17 protein-coding genes are annotated in these 21,420 nt (G+C 64.3%); 8 read left to right on the plus strand and 9 right to left on the minus strand.

Translation table 11 applies throughout. The annotated features are described in order from the left end of the window. Positions 1-235: 235 nt before the first annotated feature. Positions 236-757 carry an REP-associated tyrosine transposase gene (locus XH80_RS24365; protein ID WP_057741892.1) on the minus strand — a complete coding sequence of 174 codons (522 nt, stop codon included), beginning with the start codon at positions 755-757 and terminating at the stop codon, positions 236-238. 92 nt (positions 758-849) lie between these two features. Beyond that, positions 850-1,785 (minus strand): LysR family transcriptional regulator, encoded by a 936-nt coding sequence (locus XH80_RS24370; protein WP_271600736.1) that lies wholly within the window; start codon positions 1,783-1,785, stop codon positions 850-852. 128 nt (positions 1,786-1,913) lie between these two features. Here XH80_RS24370 and XH80_RS24375 point away from each other — a divergent pair, with 128 nt between their 5' ends. The 3 genes from XH80_RS24375 to XH80_RS24385 all read left to right on the plus strand — a co-directional run bounded on the left by XH80_RS24375 (position 1,914) and on the right by XH80_RS24385 (position 3,605). Continuing rightward, entirely contained in the window at positions 1,914-2,612 is a 699-nt protein-coding gene (locus XH80_RS24375; protein ID WP_271600737.1) for a pirin family protein, read from the plus strand. A gap of 139 nt (positions 2,613-2,751) precedes the next feature. Beyond that, positions 2,752-3,351, plus strand: a complete 600-nt coding sequence (gene wrbA, locus XH80_RS24380) for an NAD(P)H:quinone oxidoreductase (RefSeq protein ID WP_271600738.1) — start codon at positions 2,752-2,754, stop codon at positions 3,349-3,351. 119 nt (positions 3,352-3,470) lie between these two features. After that, positions 3,471-3,605 carry a hypothetical protein gene (locus XH80_RS24385; protein ID WP_271600739.1) on the plus strand — a complete coding sequence of 45 codons (135 nt, stop codon included), beginning with the start codon at positions 3,471-3,473 and terminating at the stop codon, positions 3,603-3,605. A gap of 4 nt (positions 3,606-3,609) precedes the next feature. Here XH80_RS24385 and XH80_RS24390 read toward each other — a convergent pair whose 3' ends face one another. From XH80_RS24390 to XH80_RS24405, 4 genes are all read right to left on the minus strand, one after another. After that, the gene (locus XH80_RS24390) at positions 3,610-4,494 is read right to left on the minus strand and encodes a protein-L-isoaspartate O-methyltransferase family protein (RefSeq protein WP_271600740.1); all 885 of its coding nucleotides are present in this window, start codon (positions 4,492-4,494) and stop codon (positions 3,610-3,612) included. A 75-nt stretch (positions 4,495-4,569) separates the two neighbouring features. Next, on the minus strand, positions 4,570-5,712 hold the full coding sequence (locus tag XH80_RS24395; RefSeq protein WP_271600741.1) for a GNAT family N-acetyltransferase: 1,143 nt from the start codon (positions 5,710-5,712) through the stop codon (positions 4,570-4,572). 93 nt (positions 5,713-5,805) lie between these two features. After that, the gene (locus tag XH80_RS24400; RefSeq protein WP_271600742.1) at positions 5,806-7,218 is read right to left on the minus strand and encodes an O-antigen ligase family protein; all 1,413 of its coding nucleotides are present in this window, start codon (positions 7,216-7,218) and stop codon (positions 5,806-5,808) included. Between the two features lie 60 nt (positions 7,219-7,278). Continuing rightward, positions 7,279-8,346: a glycosyltransferase gene (locus XH80_RS24405; protein WP_271600743.1), complete on the minus strand. Its 1,068-nt coding sequence runs from the start codon at positions 8,344-8,346 to the stop codon at positions 7,279-7,281. Between the two features lie 250 nt (positions 8,347-8,596). Here XH80_RS24405 and XH80_RS24410 point away from each other — a divergent pair, with 250 nt between their 5' ends. Next, positions 8,597-9,550 (plus strand): glycosyltransferase, encoded by a 954-nt coding sequence (locus tag XH80_RS24410; protein WP_271600802.1) that lies wholly within the window; start codon positions 8,597-8,599, stop codon positions 9,548-9,550. 18 nt (positions 9,551-9,568) lie between these two features. Here the strand turns inward: XH80_RS24410 and XH80_RS24415 are convergent, their stop codons facing one another. Then, complete coding sequence (locus tag XH80_RS24415) at positions 9,569-10,597, minus strand: glycosyltransferase family 2 protein (RefSeq protein ID WP_271600744.1); 1,029 nt, start codon at positions 10,595-10,597, stop codon at positions 9,569-9,571. 726 nt (positions 10,598-11,323) lie between these two features. On the opposite strand from XH80_RS24415, the gene XH80_RS24420 reads away from it, so the two are divergent. Together XH80_RS24420 and XH80_RS24425 are read left to right on the plus strand one after the other, a co-directional pair. Next, entirely contained in the window at positions 11,324-13,615 is a 2,292-nt protein-coding gene (locus XH80_RS24420) for a GumC family protein (protein ID WP_271600745.1), read from the plus strand. Beyond that, complete coding sequence (locus XH80_RS24425; protein WP_271600746.1) at positions 13,608-14,414, plus strand: WecB/TagA/CpsF family glycosyltransferase; 807 nt, start codon at positions 13,608-13,610, stop codon at positions 14,412-14,414. Before XH80_RS24420 ends, XH80_RS24425 begins: the two co-directional genes overlap by 8 nt. A gap of 139 nt (positions 14,415-14,553) precedes the next feature. Here the strand turns inward: XH80_RS24425 and XH80_RS24430 are convergent, their stop codons facing one another. After that, positions 14,554-18,117: a bifunctional diguanylate cyclase/phosphodiesterase gene (locus tag XH80_RS24430; RefSeq protein ID WP_271600747.1), complete on the minus strand. Its 3,564-nt coding sequence runs from the start codon at positions 18,115-18,117 to the stop codon at positions 14,554-14,556. 417 nt (positions 18,118-18,534) lie between these two features. Between XH80_RS24430 and XH80_RS24435 the strand changes: the two genes are divergently transcribed. Together XH80_RS24435 and XH80_RS24440 are read left to right on the plus strand one after the other, a co-directional pair. Further along, on the plus strand, positions 18,535-19,902 hold the full coding sequence (locus XH80_RS24435; RefSeq protein WP_271600748.1) for an LLM class flavin-dependent oxidoreductase: 1,368 nt from the start codon (positions 18,535-18,537) through the stop codon (positions 19,900-19,902). A 15-nt stretch (positions 19,903-19,917) separates the two neighbouring features. Continuing rightward, positions 19,918-20,703, plus strand: coding sequence for a fumarylacetoacetate hydrolase family protein (locus XH80_RS24440; protein WP_271600749.1), 786 nt, complete (start codon positions 19,918-19,920; stop codon positions 20,701-20,703). A 116-nt stretch (positions 20,704-20,819) separates the two neighbouring features. On the opposite strand, the gene XH80_RS24445 is transcribed toward XH80_RS24440, so the two are convergent. After that, positions 20,820-21,275, minus strand: a complete 456-nt coding sequence (locus tag XH80_RS24445; protein ID WP_220002423.1) for an Lrp/AsnC family transcriptional regulator — start codon at positions 21,273-21,275, stop codon at positions 20,820-20,822. Positions 21,276-21,420: the final 145 nt, after the last annotated feature.

The raw sequence follows: 21,420 nt of genomic DNA on the forward strand, positions 1-21,420 counted from the left end.
ATCTCGTAGGGTGGGCAAAGGCGCGCTCTTCGCGCGCCGTGCCCACGCTCACTCGCCGAATTGCACATGTCCCTGCGAACAGAGGGAAGAACATCCGCCCTGTGCGCGCTGATATCGAGACACCTGCAATCCGCTCGGGCAAAGACGTGGGCACGCTTCGCTTTGCCCACCCTACGATAGTAACGAGATGCCGTAGGGTGGGCAAAGTCGCGCTCTTGGCGCGCCGTGCCCACGCTCACTCGCCGAATTGCCCGGAAATATCACGCATGTCCCCGCCCCAATCCACGGGAAGCGTGCCCTGCTCCACGTAGCGATGGAAGCTGCTGAGAGACCAATCGCGCACCCGGGTGACGAGGCCGTGCTTCACGGGATTGAAGTGAATGTAATCGACGTGTCTCTCCAAATCCTCTTCATCACGGATCGCGTGCTCCCAATAGCGGCGCTGCCAGATGCCCTTCTCGCGTTTTTTCAATTTGCTCATTGAAGGCGAGCCGGCCTCCATACCTCGCGAAAAGCCGCCTTTGATCAGATTCCAACGCGATGAAAAGTCGACGTCATGGTCCGGAAGCGACCAAATGGCATGGAGATGATCGGGAAGGACACAAATAGCGACCGTCTCGAACGGGCGGCGCTGCTGGACAGTCTGATAAATTCGTCTCAGGCGATCAACATGGTCCACGAGGAGAGTAGTTGAGCGATCAGCGAGCACGACGGTGAAGAAGAACGTGCTGCCCTGTGCGCGCCGATATCGAGACACTGGCGATCCCCCGAGGCAAAGACGTGGGCACGCTGCGCTTTGCCCGCCCTACGATAGCTGTTTGCAGGATAGACTAACGCCCTCCATAGTGGCTATCCCGCCTTCGCACGCTTCTGCGGCTTCCGCTTGCAGGTGCCGGGCAGCTTCGCCGCCAGGAAATCAGCGAGCGCTTCGACCCGCGCGGGGCGCGGGCCGCCGGGCGGAGTGACGAGGTGCACGGCGCCTTCGGCCTGCTTCCAGTCTTTCAGGATGACCTCGACGGCGCCGGACGAAATGGCGTCGCCGACGATGAACTCGGGCAGCTCGGCGATGCCGAGGCCGGCGATGAGCGAGGGCATCACGGCTTCACCGTTGTTGACGCGAAGCTGGCCGCCGGGACGGACGCTGGCCTGCTCGCCGGCGGCGTTGGTGTAGTGCCAGAGGTTCGGTGTCGAGAGATAGGCGTAAGCGAAGCATTTGTGCTCGGCGAGATGCATCGGATGCGTGGGACGGCCGTGCTTCCTGAGATAGGACGGCGCGGCCACGGTGAAGCGCGGCATGGTGAACAGCCGGCGCGCGATCAGCGAGGAATCCGGCAGGCGCGCGATCCGCACCGCGATGTCGAAACCTTCGCCGATCAGATCGACGGTCGCATCGCTCAAGTGAAGATCGACCGAGACCTCCGGATAGGTCTCGAAGAACTCCGGCAAGAGCGGCGCCACCGCCTTGATGCCGAACGTCATGGGCACCGCCAGCCGCACCAGCCCGCGCGGCGCCACCGATTGCGCCAAGGCCTCGTTCTCGGCTGCCTCGCCGTCGGCAAGCAGGCGCGTGGCGCGGTCGGCGAGCTTATGGCCGGCATCGGTCAGCGCGAGACGCCGCGAGGTGCGGTTGAACAAGCGGGCCCCTAACCGCTCCTCCAGGCGGGTGACAGCCTTGGACACTGTCGCCTTGGACATTGTGAGCTCGCTGGCGGCCCCCGCAAACGACCGTAGCTCCACGACTTTTGCAAAAATCGCGAGCGCCTCGAAATCGGGGAGTTTTGCCATGGCTGGGTCCGTCAGGGTTAGCCTGGGAAACAATGTGTTTCGACAGTTTCTATTTCTATACCACAGGCGACGGCTTATCCAAGGTCCATCAGGAATTGAGGACTGCTCCAACCCAGGGGATGACGCAAATGATCGAACTCAGACCTTTCGATAAGCTCGGCGGCGCCGATCACGGCTGGCTGAAAGCCAAGCATCATTTCTCCTTCGCCAGTCACTACGATCCGAACAACATGGGTCATGGCGCGTTGCGGGTGTGGAACGATGACGAGATCGCGCCGAACACCGGCTTTCCCGCCCATCCCCACGCCAACATGGAGATCATCACCTATGTGCGCGAAGGCGCGATCACCCATCAGGACAGCCTCGGCAACGAGGGCCGCACGGAAGCGGGCGACGTGCAGGTGATGAGTGCCGGCAGCGGCATCCGCCATTCCGAGTACAATCTCGAGCCGACCAGGACCCGGATCTTCCAGATCTGGATCGAGCCTGTGGCGCGCGGCGGTCAGCCGACCTGGGGCTCAAAACCGTTTCCGAAGGCGGATCGCTCCGGCAGGCTTGTCACCATCGCGAGCGGCCTTGACGGTGACACCGACGCGCTGCCGATCCGCGCCGATGCGCGGGTGCTCGCCACCACGCTGAAGGCCGGCGAGAGCGCGGAGTACGAGCCCCACAAGGCGCGCCACCTGTATCTGGTGCCCGCGGCCGGCGCGATCGAGGTCAACGGCGTGCGCGTCAATGCGCGCGACGGGGCCGCGATCCGCGACGAGAGCAAGCTGACCATCACGGCGCTCGAAGATTCCGAGCTCGTGCTCGTCGACGCGGCGTAAACCGCTCTCTCCGTCATGGCCGGGCTTGTCCCGGCCATCGACGCGCATCAGCGAGTCACCAAGAACGTGGATGCCCGGGACAAGCCCGGGCATGACGACCTCAACAACCAATCAAACTCGTCACCCAACGGAGACCACCATGACCAAAGTTCTCGTCCTCTATTATTCCGCCTATGGCCATATCGAAGCGATGGCGAATGCCGTCGCGGAAGGCGCGCGCGAAGCCGGCGCCACCGTCGACATCAAGCGCGTGCCTGAGCTGGTGCCGGCCGAAGTCGCGAAAGCCTCGTATTACAAGGTCGATCAGGCCGCCCCCATCGCCAAGATCGAAGACCTCGCCAATTACGATGCGATCATCGTCGGCACCGGCACCCGCTTCGGCCGCATGGCCTCGCAGATGGCGAACTTCCTCGACCAGGCCGGCGGGCTCTGGGCCAAGGGCGCGCTGCACGGCAAGGTCGGTGGCGCCTTCACCGCAAGCGCGACCCAGCATGGCGGCCAGGAGACGACGCTGTTCTCGATCATCACCAACCTCCTGCATTTCGGCATGGTGATCGTCGGCATGAACTACGGCTTTGCCGGCCAGATGAAGCTCGACGAGGTCACCGGCGGCGCGCCCTATGGCGCCACCACGATAACCGGCGGCGACGGCAGCCGCCAGCCCAGCGCCAACGAGCTCGCCGGCGCGCGCTATCAGGGCCGCCAGATCGCGGAGACCGCGAAGAAGCTGCACGGTTAGGCCAGGGCTTCAATCTGCTGCATGGCAGATGCGACGCGGGCGGCATTCTCTCACGGGAATGCCGCCCCATCTCTATGAGCGACAACGAGACGACTTCCGGACAGGACTTTGCCATAGCGATGGCTTTCGAACTTCTCTTGATTGCACAGATGATCCGCAGGCCGGCCCAGGCGCTGGCGCGCCGCTGGTATTGCCGCAGCCTGTTTCGCGCCTCGCGCGGCCGGTTTCACTGCGCCGAGTGCACCGGCTCGTAATCCGTCACGCCCGCGTGATGTCCGCGTGCGGCGGGATGCTGACATCAGGCGCAGATGCGGATGCCGTCGAAAGCCACCAGCCGTCGCCGGCGAACCAGCAGGTCTCGTCGGGCGCCTCGCCTCGCCGCAGCGACTGCACCCCCTCCCAGCCTTTTGCGAACGCTTCGGCCAGTCGCCGGCCCGCCTCCGCATCCTGAAGCCCGGCGCAGCCGATGAACTGGGCGCGGCTCAGGAATTTCGCGGGCCAGGCCGTGCCCTGCTGCGGGCGAGTGATCATCAACATGCCGCCGAGCACGCCCGCGGGCGCCAGCGGAAACACCAGCCGGCCGCCGGGCCGCAGCGCCCCCAGCCATTCCGGCGCCGGCTGCGCCGCGCCCGCACAGACGTAGATCACGTCGACATCGGGCAGATCGGAGGCAACGCCCGAGCGCGCGCGCAGCTCGACATTGGCGATGTCCTTCAGGTTCTCGCGCGCAAGCGCTGCGAGCCGTTCGTCGACCTCATAGGCATAGACGCAACCGCCAGGCCCGGCGAGCTCGGCGAGGATCGCGGTGTAATAGCCCGTGCCCGCGCCGATCTGCAGCACCGTCTCTCCTTCCTTGACACCGCAGCCGCTGAGCCAATGCGCGTGCGCGCCGGGCATGCCGATGTTGATGCCCCGCGCCGGATCCAGCGCCAGCAGCGTGTTCTGATACAGGAAGGCGGGATCGTCGTCGGGCGTCACGACATAGGGATGGCCGCCCAGCGTGATCGACCACGGCCCGGGCCCGGCGAAGGGTTCGCGCCTCACCTTGCGAAAGGCCTGCTCGAGGCGAGGGTCCGTGGCCCTGGCCGCGGCGCAGATCAATTGCGCAAAGAACGCGCGATATTTGTCCGAACGATCGTGCATGTCGCCTCCTGAATGAGGCGGTCACGATAGCACAATTCATGCGATATTCGAGCGACCGCTGCAACCGGCGACGGTTCAGCGCGCCTTGCCCATGGCCCGCGCGGCCAAGGCCGCAAGCCTTGGATGACGGCGCAGTCCCTGCGCGGCATGGTCGCGCAGAACAAAAGGCAGCCCGCGCCAGGACAGCGCGACGGTGACATCGGTCAATGGCAACGGCTCGGCGCCGAAGCGGCGCTTGTAGTCGTGATTGCCGATGCTGAGATCGAAGCGCCGCACGCCCTGCGCATGCAGGGCGGCCATGGTGCGCTCGGTCACGAGCAGCCCCGGCGAGCAATTCGCCCATCGCTTGCCGGCATTGCCGATTCGCAGCAAATAGAAGGTCGCGCCGTATCTGACGCCGAACGCGGTCGCGACGATGCCCTCGTCGCAGACGAGCGCCGAAATGACCGCATAGCCTTCCGCAACGCCCCGACGGGCGACATCGCGGTAGAAGCGGGAATGGGCCGCGTCGTTGAGGACGAACCGCAAGCCGATCTGCTGCATGCGCTCCTGCTGCTGGATGTCGATCACGTCCAGAAGCTGGTGCGCGCGTACGACGTCGGTCGCGATCTCGAAGCGGGCGCCGGCATGGCGGTTGAACACGCGCCAGCAGCGCGGCATCTGCATGCGCTTGATCGAGGCCTGATAGTCCGCATAGTCATCGCCGGTCAGCACGAGATTGGCGTTCAGCGAGCAGGAGCCGGAGCGGCCGAGCGACACCAGCGGGTTCGGCTTGGCACCGACATAGGACGGCATCTTCTTGAAGCGAAGCAGGTCGAAACGATCAGGCAAGGCGCGCAAGCCATCGACCAGCGCCGCACTGATCGCCTCGGCGCCGGCCGCATCGAAATTCGCATCCCCCGCAACGATCGGAGCGTTATTGTCGGAGACGCCGAGATCGGCAAACTCGACGATACGGATGCCGCGCCTAAAGTGGCTGAACATCGGCACGACAGCGATGTCCTTGGCCGTCGCCGCGTCGGTGATGACAGCGATCAGCGGCGCGACGCCTTCAAACGCCTCGTACCAGGCACCCAGCCAGTAACCATGTTGAAACGCGGTGCGATGCCCACCGTTCAGGCGCAATGCCGCCTGTTGCCAGTCGCGCAGGAACTCGACCGAGATTCCCGACGCGCTTGAGGCCCGACCGTCTAGCTGCTCGACGCTGAGAAACGCCATTTGCGGGGCATACAGTTAATGAACACGTCCAGATAGATGATGTTTTGCCGCTGACTACAAGTTACGTTGCTGCTTATCGTTAAGCGGTTACCGTCAGCCCGCGCGCAGGTTTTCAGCCGCGGCGATATCCGGACGCACGGCTGCGACAGATTGTCTGCGATCGGGTTCACCTTGCGCGACGCATTGGAACCTGGCCAGAAAGTGCAGCCCCGCGACCGCGAGCGCGAACATGAACCAGACCGGATTCTGCCGCTCGACCAGGAAGGTCTCGGTCGTTCCGAAGTAGAGGCCGAACAGCCAGATGGTCAGGAACAGCCTGCCCAGCGCATGGCTGCGATTGTGGGCCTGGACCTCCTGCAAATTGCGCAGCGGCGCGAGCACGAAGATGAGGATAACGAGCAAGAGGCCCGGCAGGCCGATGGTGACGGCAAGGTCGAGATAGCTGTTGTGGCTGTGCGCCGCGGTCACCGCCCATTCCGAGCCCTGGATGGTCTTCCCTTCCGCCGCGCCGTCCCAGAACGCCGCATAGCCATGACCGGTGATCGGCTTTTCCGCAACGGCCCCGAGCGCAAACTCCCAGATCTCGGAACGGCCGGTGAAGGTGGGGTCGACCGGAAGCGCCCGCGTGATGCCGCCGAGCACCGGGCTCATGACGCTGCCGACCGTCAGCAGGTTCATCACGATCAGCGGCGCGAAGCAGATGATCCGCTTCAGCCACGGGCTTCTGATGGCATAGACCACCGATGCCAGCGCATAGACCGCAAGACACAGCACCGAGGACGTCTTGCCGCCGGTGAAGATCAGGAAGATGCCGGAAAGCAGCGCGATCGCCGGCCCCATTACGAAGGAGCCCACGGCCGTCAGGTAAATGCCTGTATAGACCAGGATCGACATCACCGGCGAGGCGATGTTCTTGTGGCCGAAGCTGCCGCGCCAGTCGCCGGCAAGCTGCGGCTCGGTGATGTCGAGCGCGGTGTGGATCGAATATTGCGGGGCAAGGATGATGCCGAGATAGCATGTCACCAGCAGCACCAGGGCGGCGCCGCCGAGGCACAGATCGAAGCTTCGCTGCGTCGGCGGCAGCAACGGCAGCAGGATAGCCAGCGTGGTTGCGCTGGCCGCGAGCACGAAGCGCTGGATCGAGATCTCGCGGCTCTCGGAGAATGCCAGATTGATCATCATCCAGCCGATCAGGCAGAGATGCAGCGGCGTGATCAGGCTTCTGAGCGAGGGCGCGTCGGTCGTGAAGGTGAGCAGCACCGCGATCGCGGCCAGCAATCCGAACGAGACGTAGGTCGTCGCCAATCGTCCGCTGACGATGGCGGCGACGTCGGGGTTGCGCAGGTCGGCGAACGGATCGAGCGTGATCAGGACCAGCAGCAGGCTTGCAACGGCAACAAGACAACGCGCCGTGCTCGCGACGTCGAACTTCGCCAGCGCATCGCGCAGCGCCTCGCCCAGCGAGCGGGCCTCGACGTCGGTCATGTCTGCGGCGCTGCGATCCATGCCTCAAGGCCTGCCGGGACGATGGGGGACTCCAAGGGTCTACACCGGGCTACGCCGGGTCTAGCCCATCCCCGTTAACCATCCGTCAACCAGCCCGCCCGAGGCGGCAGGGACCCGGCTCTGCCGCGCGACGCTGCGCGCGATTTCGTAATATTGCAGCGCGCGCTGCTCCAGCGTCAGATTGTCCACGATGTAGCCGCGCGGATCGAATTTTCCCGCGGTGCAGCCCGCCCAGAAATCGGTCCAGCGCTCCTCGAAGCCGGCGTGGTCGGTGAACTTGAGCCCGCAGCGATCATCCCAATAGGGCACCGACGAGACGGGCGCGAACTGGACGCGGTGCGGGTAATAGTCGGGATCCCGCCACGGACCGCCGGGATCCCAGGCAAACACCGGCACGCCGCAGGACAGCGCCTGCTGATAGGCAATGCCCTGGCTCTCGTTCTGGCACAGGAAGATCATCGCGCGCGAGCGTGCCAGCGCGGACCGGTAGTCCTCCTCCTTGTAGCTGCCGTAACGCAGCTCGGTGAAGGAGCGGCCTTCCCTCGTCAGCCTTGCGCGAACCGGCTCGAGCAGCTCCGGCACGTGCCGGTCGCGATCCAGGCTGAGCTTGTCGTAGATCAGGACGTCGACGGTCTTGTCGCGCGGGCGCGACGGCGCCCAGTGATCCGTGTCGATGCCGACGGGCCAGGCTTCCGTCTCAGGCCAATGCGGCCGGTACATCTCGGCATACCACGGACCGGGCACCAGGAATTTCCTGACTGGAAGCCGCCTGAACAGGTCAGGATCGTCGAACGGATGGTTATAGGCACAAACGCCAAGCAGGATCGGGTTCTTCCACGCAAACTTGTCGAGCAGGAAGGCGCGACCGATGATGCAGGCGACTTCTTCCTGATGTTGCGCGATGTAGCCGTAGTCGTTGACGCGATAGCGGATGCCGAGCCGGTCGAGCCCGGCGCAGAGATTGAGGAACACGCGCAGCTGCCCGCTCATGCGCGGCTCGCCAAACAGCATCCTGCGCGCCATGCGACGCAGATGGCGGTCGCCGGGAAACCAGCGATCGTCCTTGTCCTCGTAGAACAGGTTGAGGATCATGTCGTCGGGGTCGTAGTCGAACGTCTTTGCGGGCACTTTCATCCATCCGCGGCATCAAGGCCGGTAGTTTCGCACGAGACCGGCTGTCGCACCTGTCGAAATCAGCGACAGACTTAACGCCCCGGGTTTAACGCTAATCTACGAAACCGATGATTTGGACCGCGTTCGCAACACCGATCTGGTTCTTATCTGGGTATCATCTGCGCACGCCAGGACCGCGGCTGCAGGCCGCCTGGTTAACAGATCCTTAAACACGACGAGCCCCCGCTTGCCTCTCGCCGATGCCATGCTCGATGCAGCGACCACAGCCTCGGTGGCGGCGGACGCGCGCGCGACGTCGCCTGCCGTGTCGGTTGTCATCCCGGCGAAGAATGCCGCAGCCTATATCGGCGAAGCCATCGAGAGCGCGCTCATGCAGGGCGGCGTCGGCGAGATCATCGTCGTCGACGACGGCTCCACCGACGGCACCGACGCAATCGTCCGCGCCATCCGCGAGCCGCGGCTGCGCCTGATGCGGAACGACGCCAGCGGCGTGTCGGCCGCACGCAACCTCGGTGCCCGCAACGCGCGCGGGGACTGGCTGCTCTTCCTCGATGCGGATGATCGCCTGCGGCCCGACGCGGTCAAGACATTGCTGGCGACGGCCAGGACCGCGCCGCAGGCGGTTCTGGTCTATGGCGACTACAACACCATCGACAGCGCCGGGCGAACGATCGGCCGCCGCGATCTCTTGAAGGGACGGCTCAAGCCCTCGGGCAATGTGCTGGAACGGCTCGCCGGCGGCAATTTCATCGTCAACGGCGGCATCATGCTGATTCGCGCAGATGCCTTCCGCACCAGCGGCGGCTTCGACGTTTCACTGCGCTATTGCGAGGACTGGCACTGCTGGTGCCGGCTCGCCGCAACGGGCGAATTCGCCTATGCGCCCAAGCTTCTGCTCGATTATCGGCTGCACACGGCCAATACGATGAATGCGGCAGCGCGGACGCCGCAGGATTTCTTCCCGGCGGTGGCGCGCGTGTTCGGTGACGAGCTCATCCTGAGCAAGCTGCCATCGGGCGCGGCTGCGCGGCTGCGGCAGGCGGCCGAGATCCATCTCGTCACCTATGCCGCGACGCAGGCGGTCCGCTTCGGGCGATATCGCGAGGCGCTTGCCTATCTCGGCATGGTCGGGCAGCGATCGCTCAAGGCGATGCCGCGGTCCGCGATCAAGATTGCGCTTTCCTGGCTTGGGATCTAGCGTCTCTGCGCCAACCCGTCAGGAGACGGTGTTCGAGGCCTGATAGGGCTTCGGATCGTAACCGAATGCCGCGAGCGTGGACCCGACGGCCACCATCATGGGATGCATCGCGACGACCGCTTTCGATGACGTCAGCAAGCGGAGCGAGCGGACCAGAGACAGCGGCAGCCGTCCGAGCGTCTGCGCAAACAGGCGCGCCCGTGCCGACGCACCGTGCGCGGCCTTGGATCGCACACGATAGTTGATGACCCCGATGCGCAGGCCTCGCCTGGCGATCCAGCCGAAGTCAGTGCGGCTTTGCGGCACGGTCTCGGTGATGACGGCTTCCGCGGTCCAGTGGAAGATCATGCCGGCATTGCGGCCGCGATAGAAGAAGTCGCAATCGCCGCCGCCGAGAAAATTGAACTGCAGATCGAAGGCGGGGCTGCCGAGCCGGTCGAACGCAGCGCGCGTGATCAGGCAATTGCCGCAGCCATAGATCATCGGCACAGCACCGGTGTAATCGTAGGCAGGGCAGAAGGCGGGATGACGCGCGAGCCAGGGCTGGCTGTCATCGTCAAACACGGGCAGCACCGGTCCGCCGACAATGTCGGCACCGGTCGCCTCCGCCGTGCGAACCATCAGCTCGAGCCAATCGGGCGAAGCGATCTCGTCGTCGTCGATCATCAGGAAGCGGGTCGCGGCGGGAAACACCGCCTGCGCCGTCTCGAACGCGGCGTTGATCGCCCGGCAATTGCCCTGCCGCTTCTCGACCAGACAGATGCCCTGGAGTTTGCCTGACACGAGGTATTCCGCAGCCACCGGCGCGCTCGCGCGTGCTGCCGCATCGTTCTCAACCATGACCACCGCGAATGAGCGCGGGGTGCGCTGGTTGACCAGCGAATCCAGCGTCAGCCGCAGATGTTCAGGTCGGCGGAAACAGGGAATGCAGACGACGATGCCGACCGAGAGGTCGATAACGCGCGAACTCGTCGCGATCTCCCTGAAGGGATCGCGCACCGCGTCTGAGATCCGGCTGGCGGACAAATCTGTCGGGATCAGCGTCATTGCGTTCTCAATGCCTGAGATATGTTGAGAAAGCCCTGCCTCCACTGTCCCGCGACGGCACGGCCGCACGGGACAGATGCGTCCCAATATGAGCGGCCTGCCCGCGTGATCAAATTGCACCGCGACGGCGATGTCGCGTCCGTGAGGCGTCCTGTCATGCGCTTGATCGCTTCGCGTGCTTTTTTCCTGCAAATTCCGTCGCGCCTCACACTGCAATTCGCGGTCCATCACGCGCCAGCGGCGCAGGCATGAACGATGCCGTAGTTAACGCGGGGTCTGATTAACCCAGCTGTAAGCACCGCGATCGGTGATGCCCCGCGGCACCGGATTTGCTCTTCGAGGTCGCGAGATTTTTCCTGTAAATTTAAGTCGAACAAGCGCGGTTGGAAACAATGGGCAGGTCAGCAACGATCGATCTCGCGACGGCGACGCTGCCGAAGCTCGAAGCCTTCGACGGCGCCGCCGTGCTGCCGATGTGCGCGCCGCCGGGCACGCATGGTAACGAACCGTTAATCACTGGAGGGCTGGCGGCACCGAGGCGGCCCAACGACGCGGCAAGAGGCGGCGTGCCCTTAAACGCTTTGTTTGCCATTTCGGTGAATAGTCCCTCAATGAGTATGGTTAATTTTCCCTGTTGCGTTGATTGGGCACCTATATCCCCGGTGCGAGGCGTAAAGCGAAGAGTAACCCCTCAGCCCGCGACCGTTGCAATGAAAGCTGGGGACTATGCTTGACTACAACCAGCCGATCGATCGGGCCAAAAATCCGACCGCGTCGGAAGCCTCGCGGCGGAGATCCGAGTCCAGCTTCAACGTGCTGGAGCTCGCCAGCCTGCTGTGGCGGCGCAGGATCGCGATTGCCTCCGCGGCACTGATCGGCGCGTGCCTCGCCGTCGTCGTCGGCAAGAGCTTGGCACCCCGCTACACCGCGACCGCGCAGCTCTATGTCGATCCCCGCGAGCTTCAACTGGTCGATCGCGAGCTGACGCCGCGCGCGCAGGACGTCTCCGGCATGTCCATGCTGGTGGAGAGCCAGGCGCGCCTCATCACCTCCAACAGCGTTCTGCTGCAGGTGATCCAGCAGGCAGGTCTCGACAAGGATCCGGAATTCGGCGGCAGCGACGGCAAGACCCTGGCTGCCTCCTTGCTCGGCCTGGTCGGCCTCCAGCTCCGCACGCCTTCCGCTGCGGAAGCCAAGGAGGTGCAGCTCGCCGCGCTCGACGCGCTGAACAAGCACATCACGATCCGCAAGACCGAAAAGAGCTTTATCGTCGACATCGAGGTCTGGTCGACCGATCCGGCGAAGGCGGCGATGCTGGCCAACACCCTGACCAGCACCTACCTCACGGAATCCCGCAACTCCCAGGCCCTGGCGGCGCGGCGCGCCACCAGCGAATTGTCGGGCCGGCTGAAGGAGCTGCGCGAGCGGCTGCGCAATGCCGAGACCGCGCTTGCCAACTACAAGGCCCAGAACAATTTCGTCGGCACCCAGGATTCGCTGATCTCCGATCAGCAACTCTCCTCCAGCAACCAGCGCCTGTCCGCGGCCCGCGCAGCGACGATGGACGCCCAAGCGCGGTTGGACCAGATCGAGGCCAACAAGCGGACCGCCGCGGATGCGGGCGCAATCCCCGAAGCGCTGCAATCGCCGACCATCGCCAATTTGCGCGCGCAATATGCCGACGCCCGCAAGAAATATGCGGAGCAGACCGCCGAACTCGGCCCGCGCCACCCGGCGCTGCGGCAGACCGAGAAGCAGGTCGAGGATCTCAAGCGCACCATCAACGAAGAGATCGATCGCTTCGCACTGTCCGCCAAGAACGACCTGACCCGCGCCCGCGATTACGAAGCCTCGCTCAACCGGGCGCTGGAGGTGCAGAAGCGACAGAGCGTGCAGCTGAGCCAGGCGGCGGTGCGCCTGCGCGAGCTCGAGCGCGAAGCCGACGCCAGCCGCGATGTCTACCAATCATTTCTCAAGCGCTCGCGCGAGACCGAGGAACAGGAAACCCTGAACACCTCGGCGGCGCGCGTCATCGGCGAAGCCACGATACCGCAACGCCGCTCGTTCCCGCCGGGCATGACCCTGTTCGCGATGATCGGCTTCGGCTTCGGCGCGCTCGCCGCCATCTTCTGGTTCGTCGCGGCCGAGCATCTGTTCAATGGCACGACCGCCCCCGAACCGAGCCGCCGCGAACGCAAGCCTGCGCCCGAAATCGCGATGCCTGAGGTCGAAGCCACCACGCCTCCGCCCGCGCTCGCGCTGGTCGAGAAGCCGCTGATCGCCCGGCTGCAGGAGGCGGACGTGATCCGCACGCTCGGCGCCATTCTCGCAAGGGGCAGCGGCGTCGACCTGACCCGAATCGGCTGGCCGACACTCCGGCCCGGATTTCCGTTGACGACGCTGCTCAACGCGCTGCGCGACATGCGTGCGGCGATGGCGCGCCGCGCCGGCACCAAGACGATGCCCGTGATTGCGCTGGTCGGGACCGGCCAGACCTCGGGGCGCAGCGTGACCACGTTGAACTTCGCGCTCGCGGCCGCGCGCGACGGCAGCCGCGTGCTGATGATCGATGCCGACCATCAATCACACGCGCTCTCGAACAGGATCAAACGCCCAGGCAAGGCCGAAACCGGCAAGGTGGGCTGGTTCTCGATCGGCAGCAAGGCCGCGCGCGAGATCAAGACCGTGAACGGCATCTCGGTGCTGCCGGCGACCGAGACCGATGCCGGCAAGGCCACTGAGTCGATCCGCAAGGCAATCGCGCAGGCGCGCGCGGCCGGCGGTTATGACCTCGTCATTCTCGACGGCCCCGCGATGCCGCTCTCGGCCGCCGGCCGCAAGCTGCTCGATGGCGCTGACGCGCTGGTGGCGGTGCTGCCGACCAGCCACGACATCAACGACAGCATGGAAGAGATCCTGACCGCGCTCGGCGCCGCCCAGCGCAAGCTTGTCGGCGTCGTGCTCGACGAGCTCACCCCGGCAACCCAAACGCTCCAGCGAGGCAAACAATATGCTTGAGCGCCGCGTCAATCTCGAAGGTCGGGCCGCAACCGCCGACGTGCCCCGGATCACTGTCGGTGGCCTGCGCATGGCTGCGCTCGACCTGGAAGCCACCGCCGACTTCATGATCGCTGCGACCGATCAACGTCACCGCATCAACCGGCCGCTGTACCTGACCTCCGCCAACGGCGAGGTGCTGGCGCGCTGCTCGACGGAGCCGCAGATCGAACGTCTGTTCCGCGCCGCCGATCTGATCAATGCCGACGGCCAGCCGCTGGTGGCGGCCTCGAAGCTGCAGTCCTGGTTTCCATTGCCGGAGCGCGTTGCCACGACCGACCTGTTCCATGTCGTCGCGCGCAAAGCGGAGGTGACCGGTCGCACCTTCTACATGTTCGGCGCCAGCGAGGAGGAGAACGCCGCGGCCGTCAGGCGCGTCCAGAACATGTATCCGAGGCTCGAAATCGTCGGATACAGCCATGGCTATCTCCATGGCGAGGCGCTGCGGGCCAAGGTCGACGAGATCAACGCGCTGGCGCCCGACTTCCTGTGGGTGGCGCTCGGCGTCCCCAGCGAGCAGGCTTTTGTCGAGGAATACACGCCACGGCTGACCAATGTCGGCATCATCAAGACGTCAGGCGGCCTCTTCAACTTCCTGTCGGGCAGCCGCTCCCGCGCGCCGCGATGGATGCAGAGGGTCGGGCTTGAATGGGCCTGGCGTACCTGGCTCGAGCCGCGCCGTCTGTTCTGGCGCTATTTGACCACCAATCCCCGCGCGATCTATCTTCTCTTCAGCCGCAACCCGCCGATCAATCGCTGAGGCCTCAAGCGCGATGTGATCAGGATGAATCACAATCGCGCTTTTAGGTTATTGTTTGAGCATGATCTTTTCGGAAAACCGCTGCACACTTTTCCGGATCATGCTGTAGCGCATCCGCCTCGATCGCGTTGCGCAGCCGTCAGACGATTGCGCGTTTCAACACCGGTCGCACCTCGTCCACGGCCAAGTCCGTCTCCGGCTGGAGCGGTGGCGCGATCGGCAGCTCGATCGGCCGCAGCAGCTCGGCCACCTGCTTGGCCGGCAACGGCTTGGAGATCAGGAAGCCCTGCATCTCGTCGCAGCCATGGGTGCGCAGGAACGCTTCCTGCTCGGCATTCTCGACGCCCTCGGCAACCACCGTCATGCCGAGCGCCTTGCCCATGCTGATGATGGCCTGCGCGATCGCCTGGTCCTCCGAATCCTGCGGCAGGTCGCGCACGAAGGAACGGTCGATCTTGATCGTGTCGATCGGGAAATGCTTCATCAGCGACATCGACGAATAGCCGGTGCCGAAATCGTCGATTGCCAAGCGGATGCCGCGGCTCTGGATCGCGTCGAGCACCTTCAGCGCACGCCCGACATTGCGCATCATCATGCTCTCGGTGACCTCGAGCTGGAGCAGCACCGGCGACATGCCGGACGCCGCCAGCGCTTCGTCGACGTCCTGCAACAGATGCTCGTCGGCGAACTGCCGCGGCGACAGGTTCACCGCCATCGACAACGGCAGCAGGCCGCGGCGCTGCCAGGCCATCGCCTGCGCGCAGGCTTCGTTCAGCACCCAGCGGCCGATCGGCACGATCAGGCCGGTTTCTTCCGCGAGCGGGATGAACTGCGCCGGCGAGACGTTGCCGAGATCGGGGTGGTTCCAGCGGAGCAGCGCTTCCACGCCGGTGATCTGCCCCGTCTCCATGTCGACCTTGGGCTGGTAGTTCAGCGAGAACTGCTCCCGTTCGAGCGCCCGGCGCAACGCGCTTTCGAGCGACAAACGTTCGATCGACTGCGTCTTTACTTCCTTGGAGAAGAGGCGATAGCCGTTCTTGCCGTCTTCCTTGGCGAGGTACATCGCCATGTCGGCGTTCTTGGTCAACGTCTGTGCATCGGCGCCGTTGGCCGGATACATCGCGATGCCGATCGACGCCGTGGTGTGGCATTCGTGACCGGCGAGCTCCATCGGCTCGGCGAGCGCGGCGAGCAGCCCGGCGGCGATGCGCTGGACATCGTCGATCTCGCCGCACTGATCGAGGATCACCACGAACTCGTCACCGCCGAGGCGCGCCACAACGTCGCTGGCCCGTAGCGCGCCGCGCAAGCGATTTGCCACCTCGAGCAGGAGCAAATCGCCGGCCTCGTGCCCGAGCGAGTCGTTGATGACCTTGAAGCGATCGAGATCGATAAACAGCACTGCGAAGCGGTGATCATGGCGCTGCGCGTTGTCGATCGCTTCGCGCAGCAGCCCGTTGAAGGTCTCGCGGTTCGGCAGATCGGTCAGGCTGTCATGCGAGGCGAGGTATTCGATCCGCTCGTCGGCTTTGTTCTTCTCGTCGGCGCGATCGAAATTCTCCATCGCGAAAGAGACGTTGTCGGCGAGACGCTGCAGCAACTCGACGAACTCGGATGTGAAGGTGTCCTGTTCCGTCGACATGTAGATCATGACGCCAACGGCCTTGTCGTGCGTGATCAGCGGAAATGCCGCGCCGGAGCGCGCCCCGTCGACCCGGACGACAGCATGGAAGGCGCTGACGCGGCTGTCGTTGACGTAGTCGTTAACGATGCAAGGCTGGCGGGTGCGGAACGCCGTTCCGCTCATGCCACGGCCTTCGGGCCGGCCGGCGTCGACGGAGAGACGGACGTTGCGGGTGGTCTCGGCGGAAGGTCCCGCGCTTGCGACGATCGCGAGCTGATCGCTGTCCGCACTGGCGAGCGCAATGGTCGTCGAGGTAAACTTGCCGCCGGTGGACGCGGCCCGGCAGACGAGCTCGAACAGCTCAGTACGAGACTTGGCGCGCACAATCGCTTCATTAGTGGCGCTGAGCGCCGCGAACATGCGCGTCAGGCGCTCCTTCTGCGCTTCGGCCCGCGCACGTTCGTCGGCCCGATCGAAATTGTCGAGCGCAAAGGCGACATTGGCCTGCAGCCGCTGCAGCAGTTCGACAAATTCCGGCGTGAAGGTGCCGCGCTCCGGCGAGTTGAACACGAATACGCCCTCGATACGGTCGCCGTTGAACAGCGGCAACGCCGCGGCTGATCCGATGCCGTGGCGGCGGGCATTGTCCGCCCAGGGCTTGATCCGGTCGTCGGACAGCACGTCGTTGCTGATGCAGGGCTGACGGGTACGGAAAGCCGTTCCGGTCAACCCGCGGCCTTCGGGCACCTGATCCGAGGTCGAAAATCTGAAGTTGCGAACCGCATCTGCGTTCGGACCGTAACAGGCGGCGACGCGGAGCAGCTCGGCCTGGTGATCGACCAGCGCGATGGCGGCCGAGGTGAATTTGGCGCCTTTGGCAGTTGCTTCACAAACGAGATCGAACAGCTCGGCACGCGAATGGGCGCGCAGGATCGCCTCGTTGGTCGCGCTCAGCGCCGCATACATGCGCGCCAGGCGTTCCTCCTCCTCGGCGATCCGGGCCTTCTCGGCCTCGCGGTCGAAATTGTCGATCGCAAAGCAGACATTCTCGGCGATGCGCAGCATCAGCCCGACGACTTCGCCGTCGGCGGCCCAGGACTGGCTGAGGAAGGCCAGGATGACGCCGATGCTTTGGCCGCGCTTGACCAGCGGCGCCGCGACAAGCGCGGCGACGCCGGTGTTGACGTTGGGCTGCTCCCACGGCGTTCCCTTGGTGCGACGCGCGAGATCGCGCTCGACAATGGGCTTCTGTGTTCGAAACACTTCGCCGGAAATGCCGCGGCCGTAGGGATTGTCGGGATCAGTAGAGTAAAGTGTCTGCGCCGCGATCTCCAGATTCTCGCCGGTGCCGGCGACGGGCTTCAACCAGTGCGAATCCGGTTCCTTCAACAGAACGAACGTCGCCAGTGACTTGCCGCCGTGCACGGAGGCGTCGCACACGAGCTGATACAGCTCCTGCTCGTTCTTTGCACGAAGGATGGCTTCATTGGTCGCGCTGAGCGCGCCGAACATGCGGTTGAGCCGCCGCGTCGTCCGCTCGCTGGCCTGCCGCGCGGCCTCGCGCGCAAAATTCTCCAGCGTGTAGGAAATGTTGGTCGACATGCGCTCGAACAGCGACACCATCTGCTCGTTCAGCGAGTTGGCCTCGCTGCGGGTCACGTACAGCACACCGACGCTGCTGCCGTTACACAGAAGCGGTAGCGCCGCCGCGGCGCCGATATTCGCTTTGGTCGCGCCCTCACGCCATGCCAGCGAGCGCGGATCGTTCAGATAGTCGTTGCTGATGCAGAGCTTCTGGGTGCGAAACGCCTCGCCGCCGACACCCAAGCCCTCGGGCGCGCCGGCTTCGGTGGTGATCTTGAGCGCGCGCAGGCGAGCCACGTCGTCGCCACGCCCGGCAGCGAAACGCAGGTGCTGGCCCTCCGGCTCCACCAGGAACACCGCGACGGCCATGAAGTCTCCGCTGGAAAACCCGGCGTCGCAGACCCTCTGGTACAGCTCCTCCGGCGATTTCGCGTAGAGGATCGCTTCGTTAATGGCGCTCAGCGCCGCAAAGGTGCGCGCGAGTGACGTCGACACGATCTCAACTCCCGGGCATTTCTGCCGATTTTTCCCGGGTACCTTATGAATAGGGATCGCCTAAGTGGTCGTTATTGCGGCAGGGAAACCGCCAATCAGGGTGAACGAGCAGCGAATGATAGCTGAAAAATGTCCGGGAATACCGCCGCGCGGCAGGAGCCTTCGACCAAAGGCGCGCTCTGTCTACGAATTTGCAGCCCTGTATTGGTTTACGGGAGATTGATATCGCAGCTCCGCTTTGAGACGATGGCACCCAACAACAGGTCCGTTAAGGGCACGAAAGCCGAGGGAACGCCATGCCGATCGTCAAGGCCGACCGCCTCACGCGCGTCAGCGCGGCGCTGCTCCGAGCGGCCGGCGCCTCCGAGGACTTCCTTATCGCCCTCGATCTGTCCTGACACATCCGGAGACAGCAGCATGGACAGGCAGATGGTGCTGGTCGGCTTCCTTCAGGCGCAGAACTGCACGAACTTGCCGAGTTCGTGGCGGCATCCGGACTCGCGCAGCGACTTCATGTCGGCGGACTATTACCAGGAGATCGCGAAAATTCTCGAAGCCGGCAAATTCCACATGGCCTTCTTCGACGATCGTCTCGCCATGCCGGACCGCTACGGCAACGACCACGCCCATACCGTCGAATACGGCATCCGCTGCGTGAAGATGGATCCGATTGTCGTGCTGACCACGATGGGCATGGTGACCGACAAGCTCGGCCTAGGGGCGACCTGCTCGACCACCTATTACGAGCCGTTCGACGTCGCGCGCCGCTTTGCCACGCTCGATCTGATGTCGGGCGGGCGCGCGGGCTGGAACGTCGTGACCTCGCTCAACGACGGCGAGGCGCTCAATATGGGACGGGACTCCCATCCCGAGCATGATTCCCGCTACGACAAGGCCGACGAATTCATGGAGGTCGTGCTCGGCCATTGGGACACATGGGACGACGGCGCGCTCATCATGGACAAAAAGACCGGCCGCTTTGCCGATCCGACCAAGGTGAAGCGGCTCGATCACAAGGGCGCGGCCTTCAAGTCCCGCGGGCCGTTCACCGTGCCGCGCTCACAGCAGGGCCATCCTGTCATCATCCAGGCCGGCGCATCCGGCCGCGGCCAGCGCTTTGCCGGACGCTGGGGCGAGGTCATCTTCACCGCCGCGCGCAATCTCCAGGGCGCCAAGGACGGTTACGCCGCCGTGCGCAACGAGGCCGCCAAGGCCGGCCGCGATCCTGATCAGATGTTCCTCTGCAATCTGACCACCCCGGTCTGCGCTGCGACCAAGGCGGAGGCCGAAGACAAGATGGCGCTGATCAACAAGCTGCCGCTCGAGATCGACGCGCTGTCGCTGCTATCCGAAGCGCTCAATTACGATTTTGCTTCCAAGCATCTCGACGAACCGCTGACGACGGACGACCTCAGGAGCATGCAGGGCATTCTGGGCATCCGCGACGGCGTGCTGAAGGCTTCGGGCAAGAGCAATCCGAGCGCGCGCGACTTTGTCACCTTCTCCGGCCGCGGCCACGTGCATGACGCCATGGTCGGCGGCCCCAAGGAGATCGCGGACAGACTGGAAGAAATGTTCGTCGAGCGCGGCTGCGACGGCTTTGTCATCGCGGCGACGTACGTGCCCGGCTCCTATGCCGATTTCGTGCAGCATGTCGTGCCGGAGCTGCAGCGGCGCGGCCTGTTCCAGAAGGACTATCGCGGCAAGACGCTGCGGGAGAATCTCGGCTTGGCGCGCCCAGCCGCCGGTGCCTGGAAAGTGCAGCCGCACGATGCCGCGGAATAACAACAAGGACAGAACATGCGCTGGCTGAAATTCACCGCCTCCGGCAAGACCTCCTGGGGCGTGGTCGAAGGCGATCAAGTGATCGCGGTCGACGGCGATCCCCTCAGTGAATGGCAGCGCACGTCGCGCACGCATCCGCTGTCGCAGGTGAAGATCGAGCTGCCGCTGATCCCCCGCACCTTCTACTGCGTCGGGCTGAATTATCTGAAGCACCTCAAGGAAGCCGCCGACAAGGCCGGTACGGTGCCGGCCGTGCCTGATCGCCCCGAGATCGGCTACCGCGCCCAGAATGCGCTGATCGCGCATGACGAGGATGTCGTGATCCCGTCGCTTGCGACGGAGAAGATCCATTACGAGGGCGAGCTCGTGGTCGTCATCGGCAAGAAGGTGAAGCACCTCACCGAAGCGAACGCGATGGAGTGCGTGTTCGGCTACACCATCGGCAACGACGTCAGCGAACGTTCATGGCAGAAGGCCGATCGCAGCCTGTGGCGCTCGAAGAATGCCGACACGTTCAAGCCGATGGGTCCCTGGATCGAGACCGAGGCTGATCTTGCGACGATGCAGACCATCGTGCGCGTCAATGGCAAGGAGACCAACCGCTTCGCGACGAACGACATGATCTTTGGCGTGGTGCCGTTCCTGGTCGAGCTGACGAAGTATTTCACCCTGTGGCCGGGTGATGTGATCTGGATGGGCACCGATGGCGCGTCACCTGACATCAAGCACGGCGATGTCGTGGAGATCGACATCCCCGGTGTCGGGACGTTGCGGAACAGGTTTGTGCGGGAAGGAAAGTAAACGACAATGCCGTAGGGTGGGCAAAGGCGCTCTTGCGCCGGTGCCCACCATCTTTCTCCCCCATGAAATAACGTGGGCACGCTTCGCTTTGCCCACCCTACGGCGCCTCCCGTGTCTCAAAACGGCAGCGCGACGCTGGTCTTGATCTCCTTCAGCACCACATTGCTGCGGACGTAGCGGATGCCGGGGATGCGGAACATGAACTCGTCGAGAAAACGATTGTAGGCCGCCATGTCCTGCACGACGACGCGCAGGTGATAATCGGCATCACCGGTGGTCGCAAAACACTCCAGCACCTCGCGGCGCGTGGTGACGCGCGAGACGAACTCGTCGACGAATTTGGCGTCGTGCCGCTCCAGCGAAACATGGAGGATGGCCGACATCGCAAAGCCCGCCTGCTCGCGCGCGATGAGAGCGGCATAACCGCGGATGACGCCGCTGTCCTCGAGCGCGCGCACCCGGCGCCAGCAGGCCGAGGTCGACATGCCGACCTCGTCGGCGAGCTGCTGGTTGGTGGCGCGACCGTCCTTCTGGAGGTGAGCGAGAATCCTGATGTCCTGGTCTTCGATCATTGAGGGCCTCAAATTGATAAAATATACCACATTTTGGCGGAATTAGCAAAAATCTACCGATATAGTAGCTTAACTGGGAAAAATAGGTAAGACCTACCAGTCCCCCGGGCCTAACCTTCGCTATCGGCAGGATGCCGCGCGAGGT

The sequence above is a fragment of the Bradyrhizobium sp. CCBAU 45384 genome (genome assembly GCF_028128665.1).
Lineage (GTDB): Bacteria > Pseudomonadota > Alphaproteobacteria > Rhizobiales > Xanthobacteraceae > Bradyrhizobium > Bradyrhizobium manausense.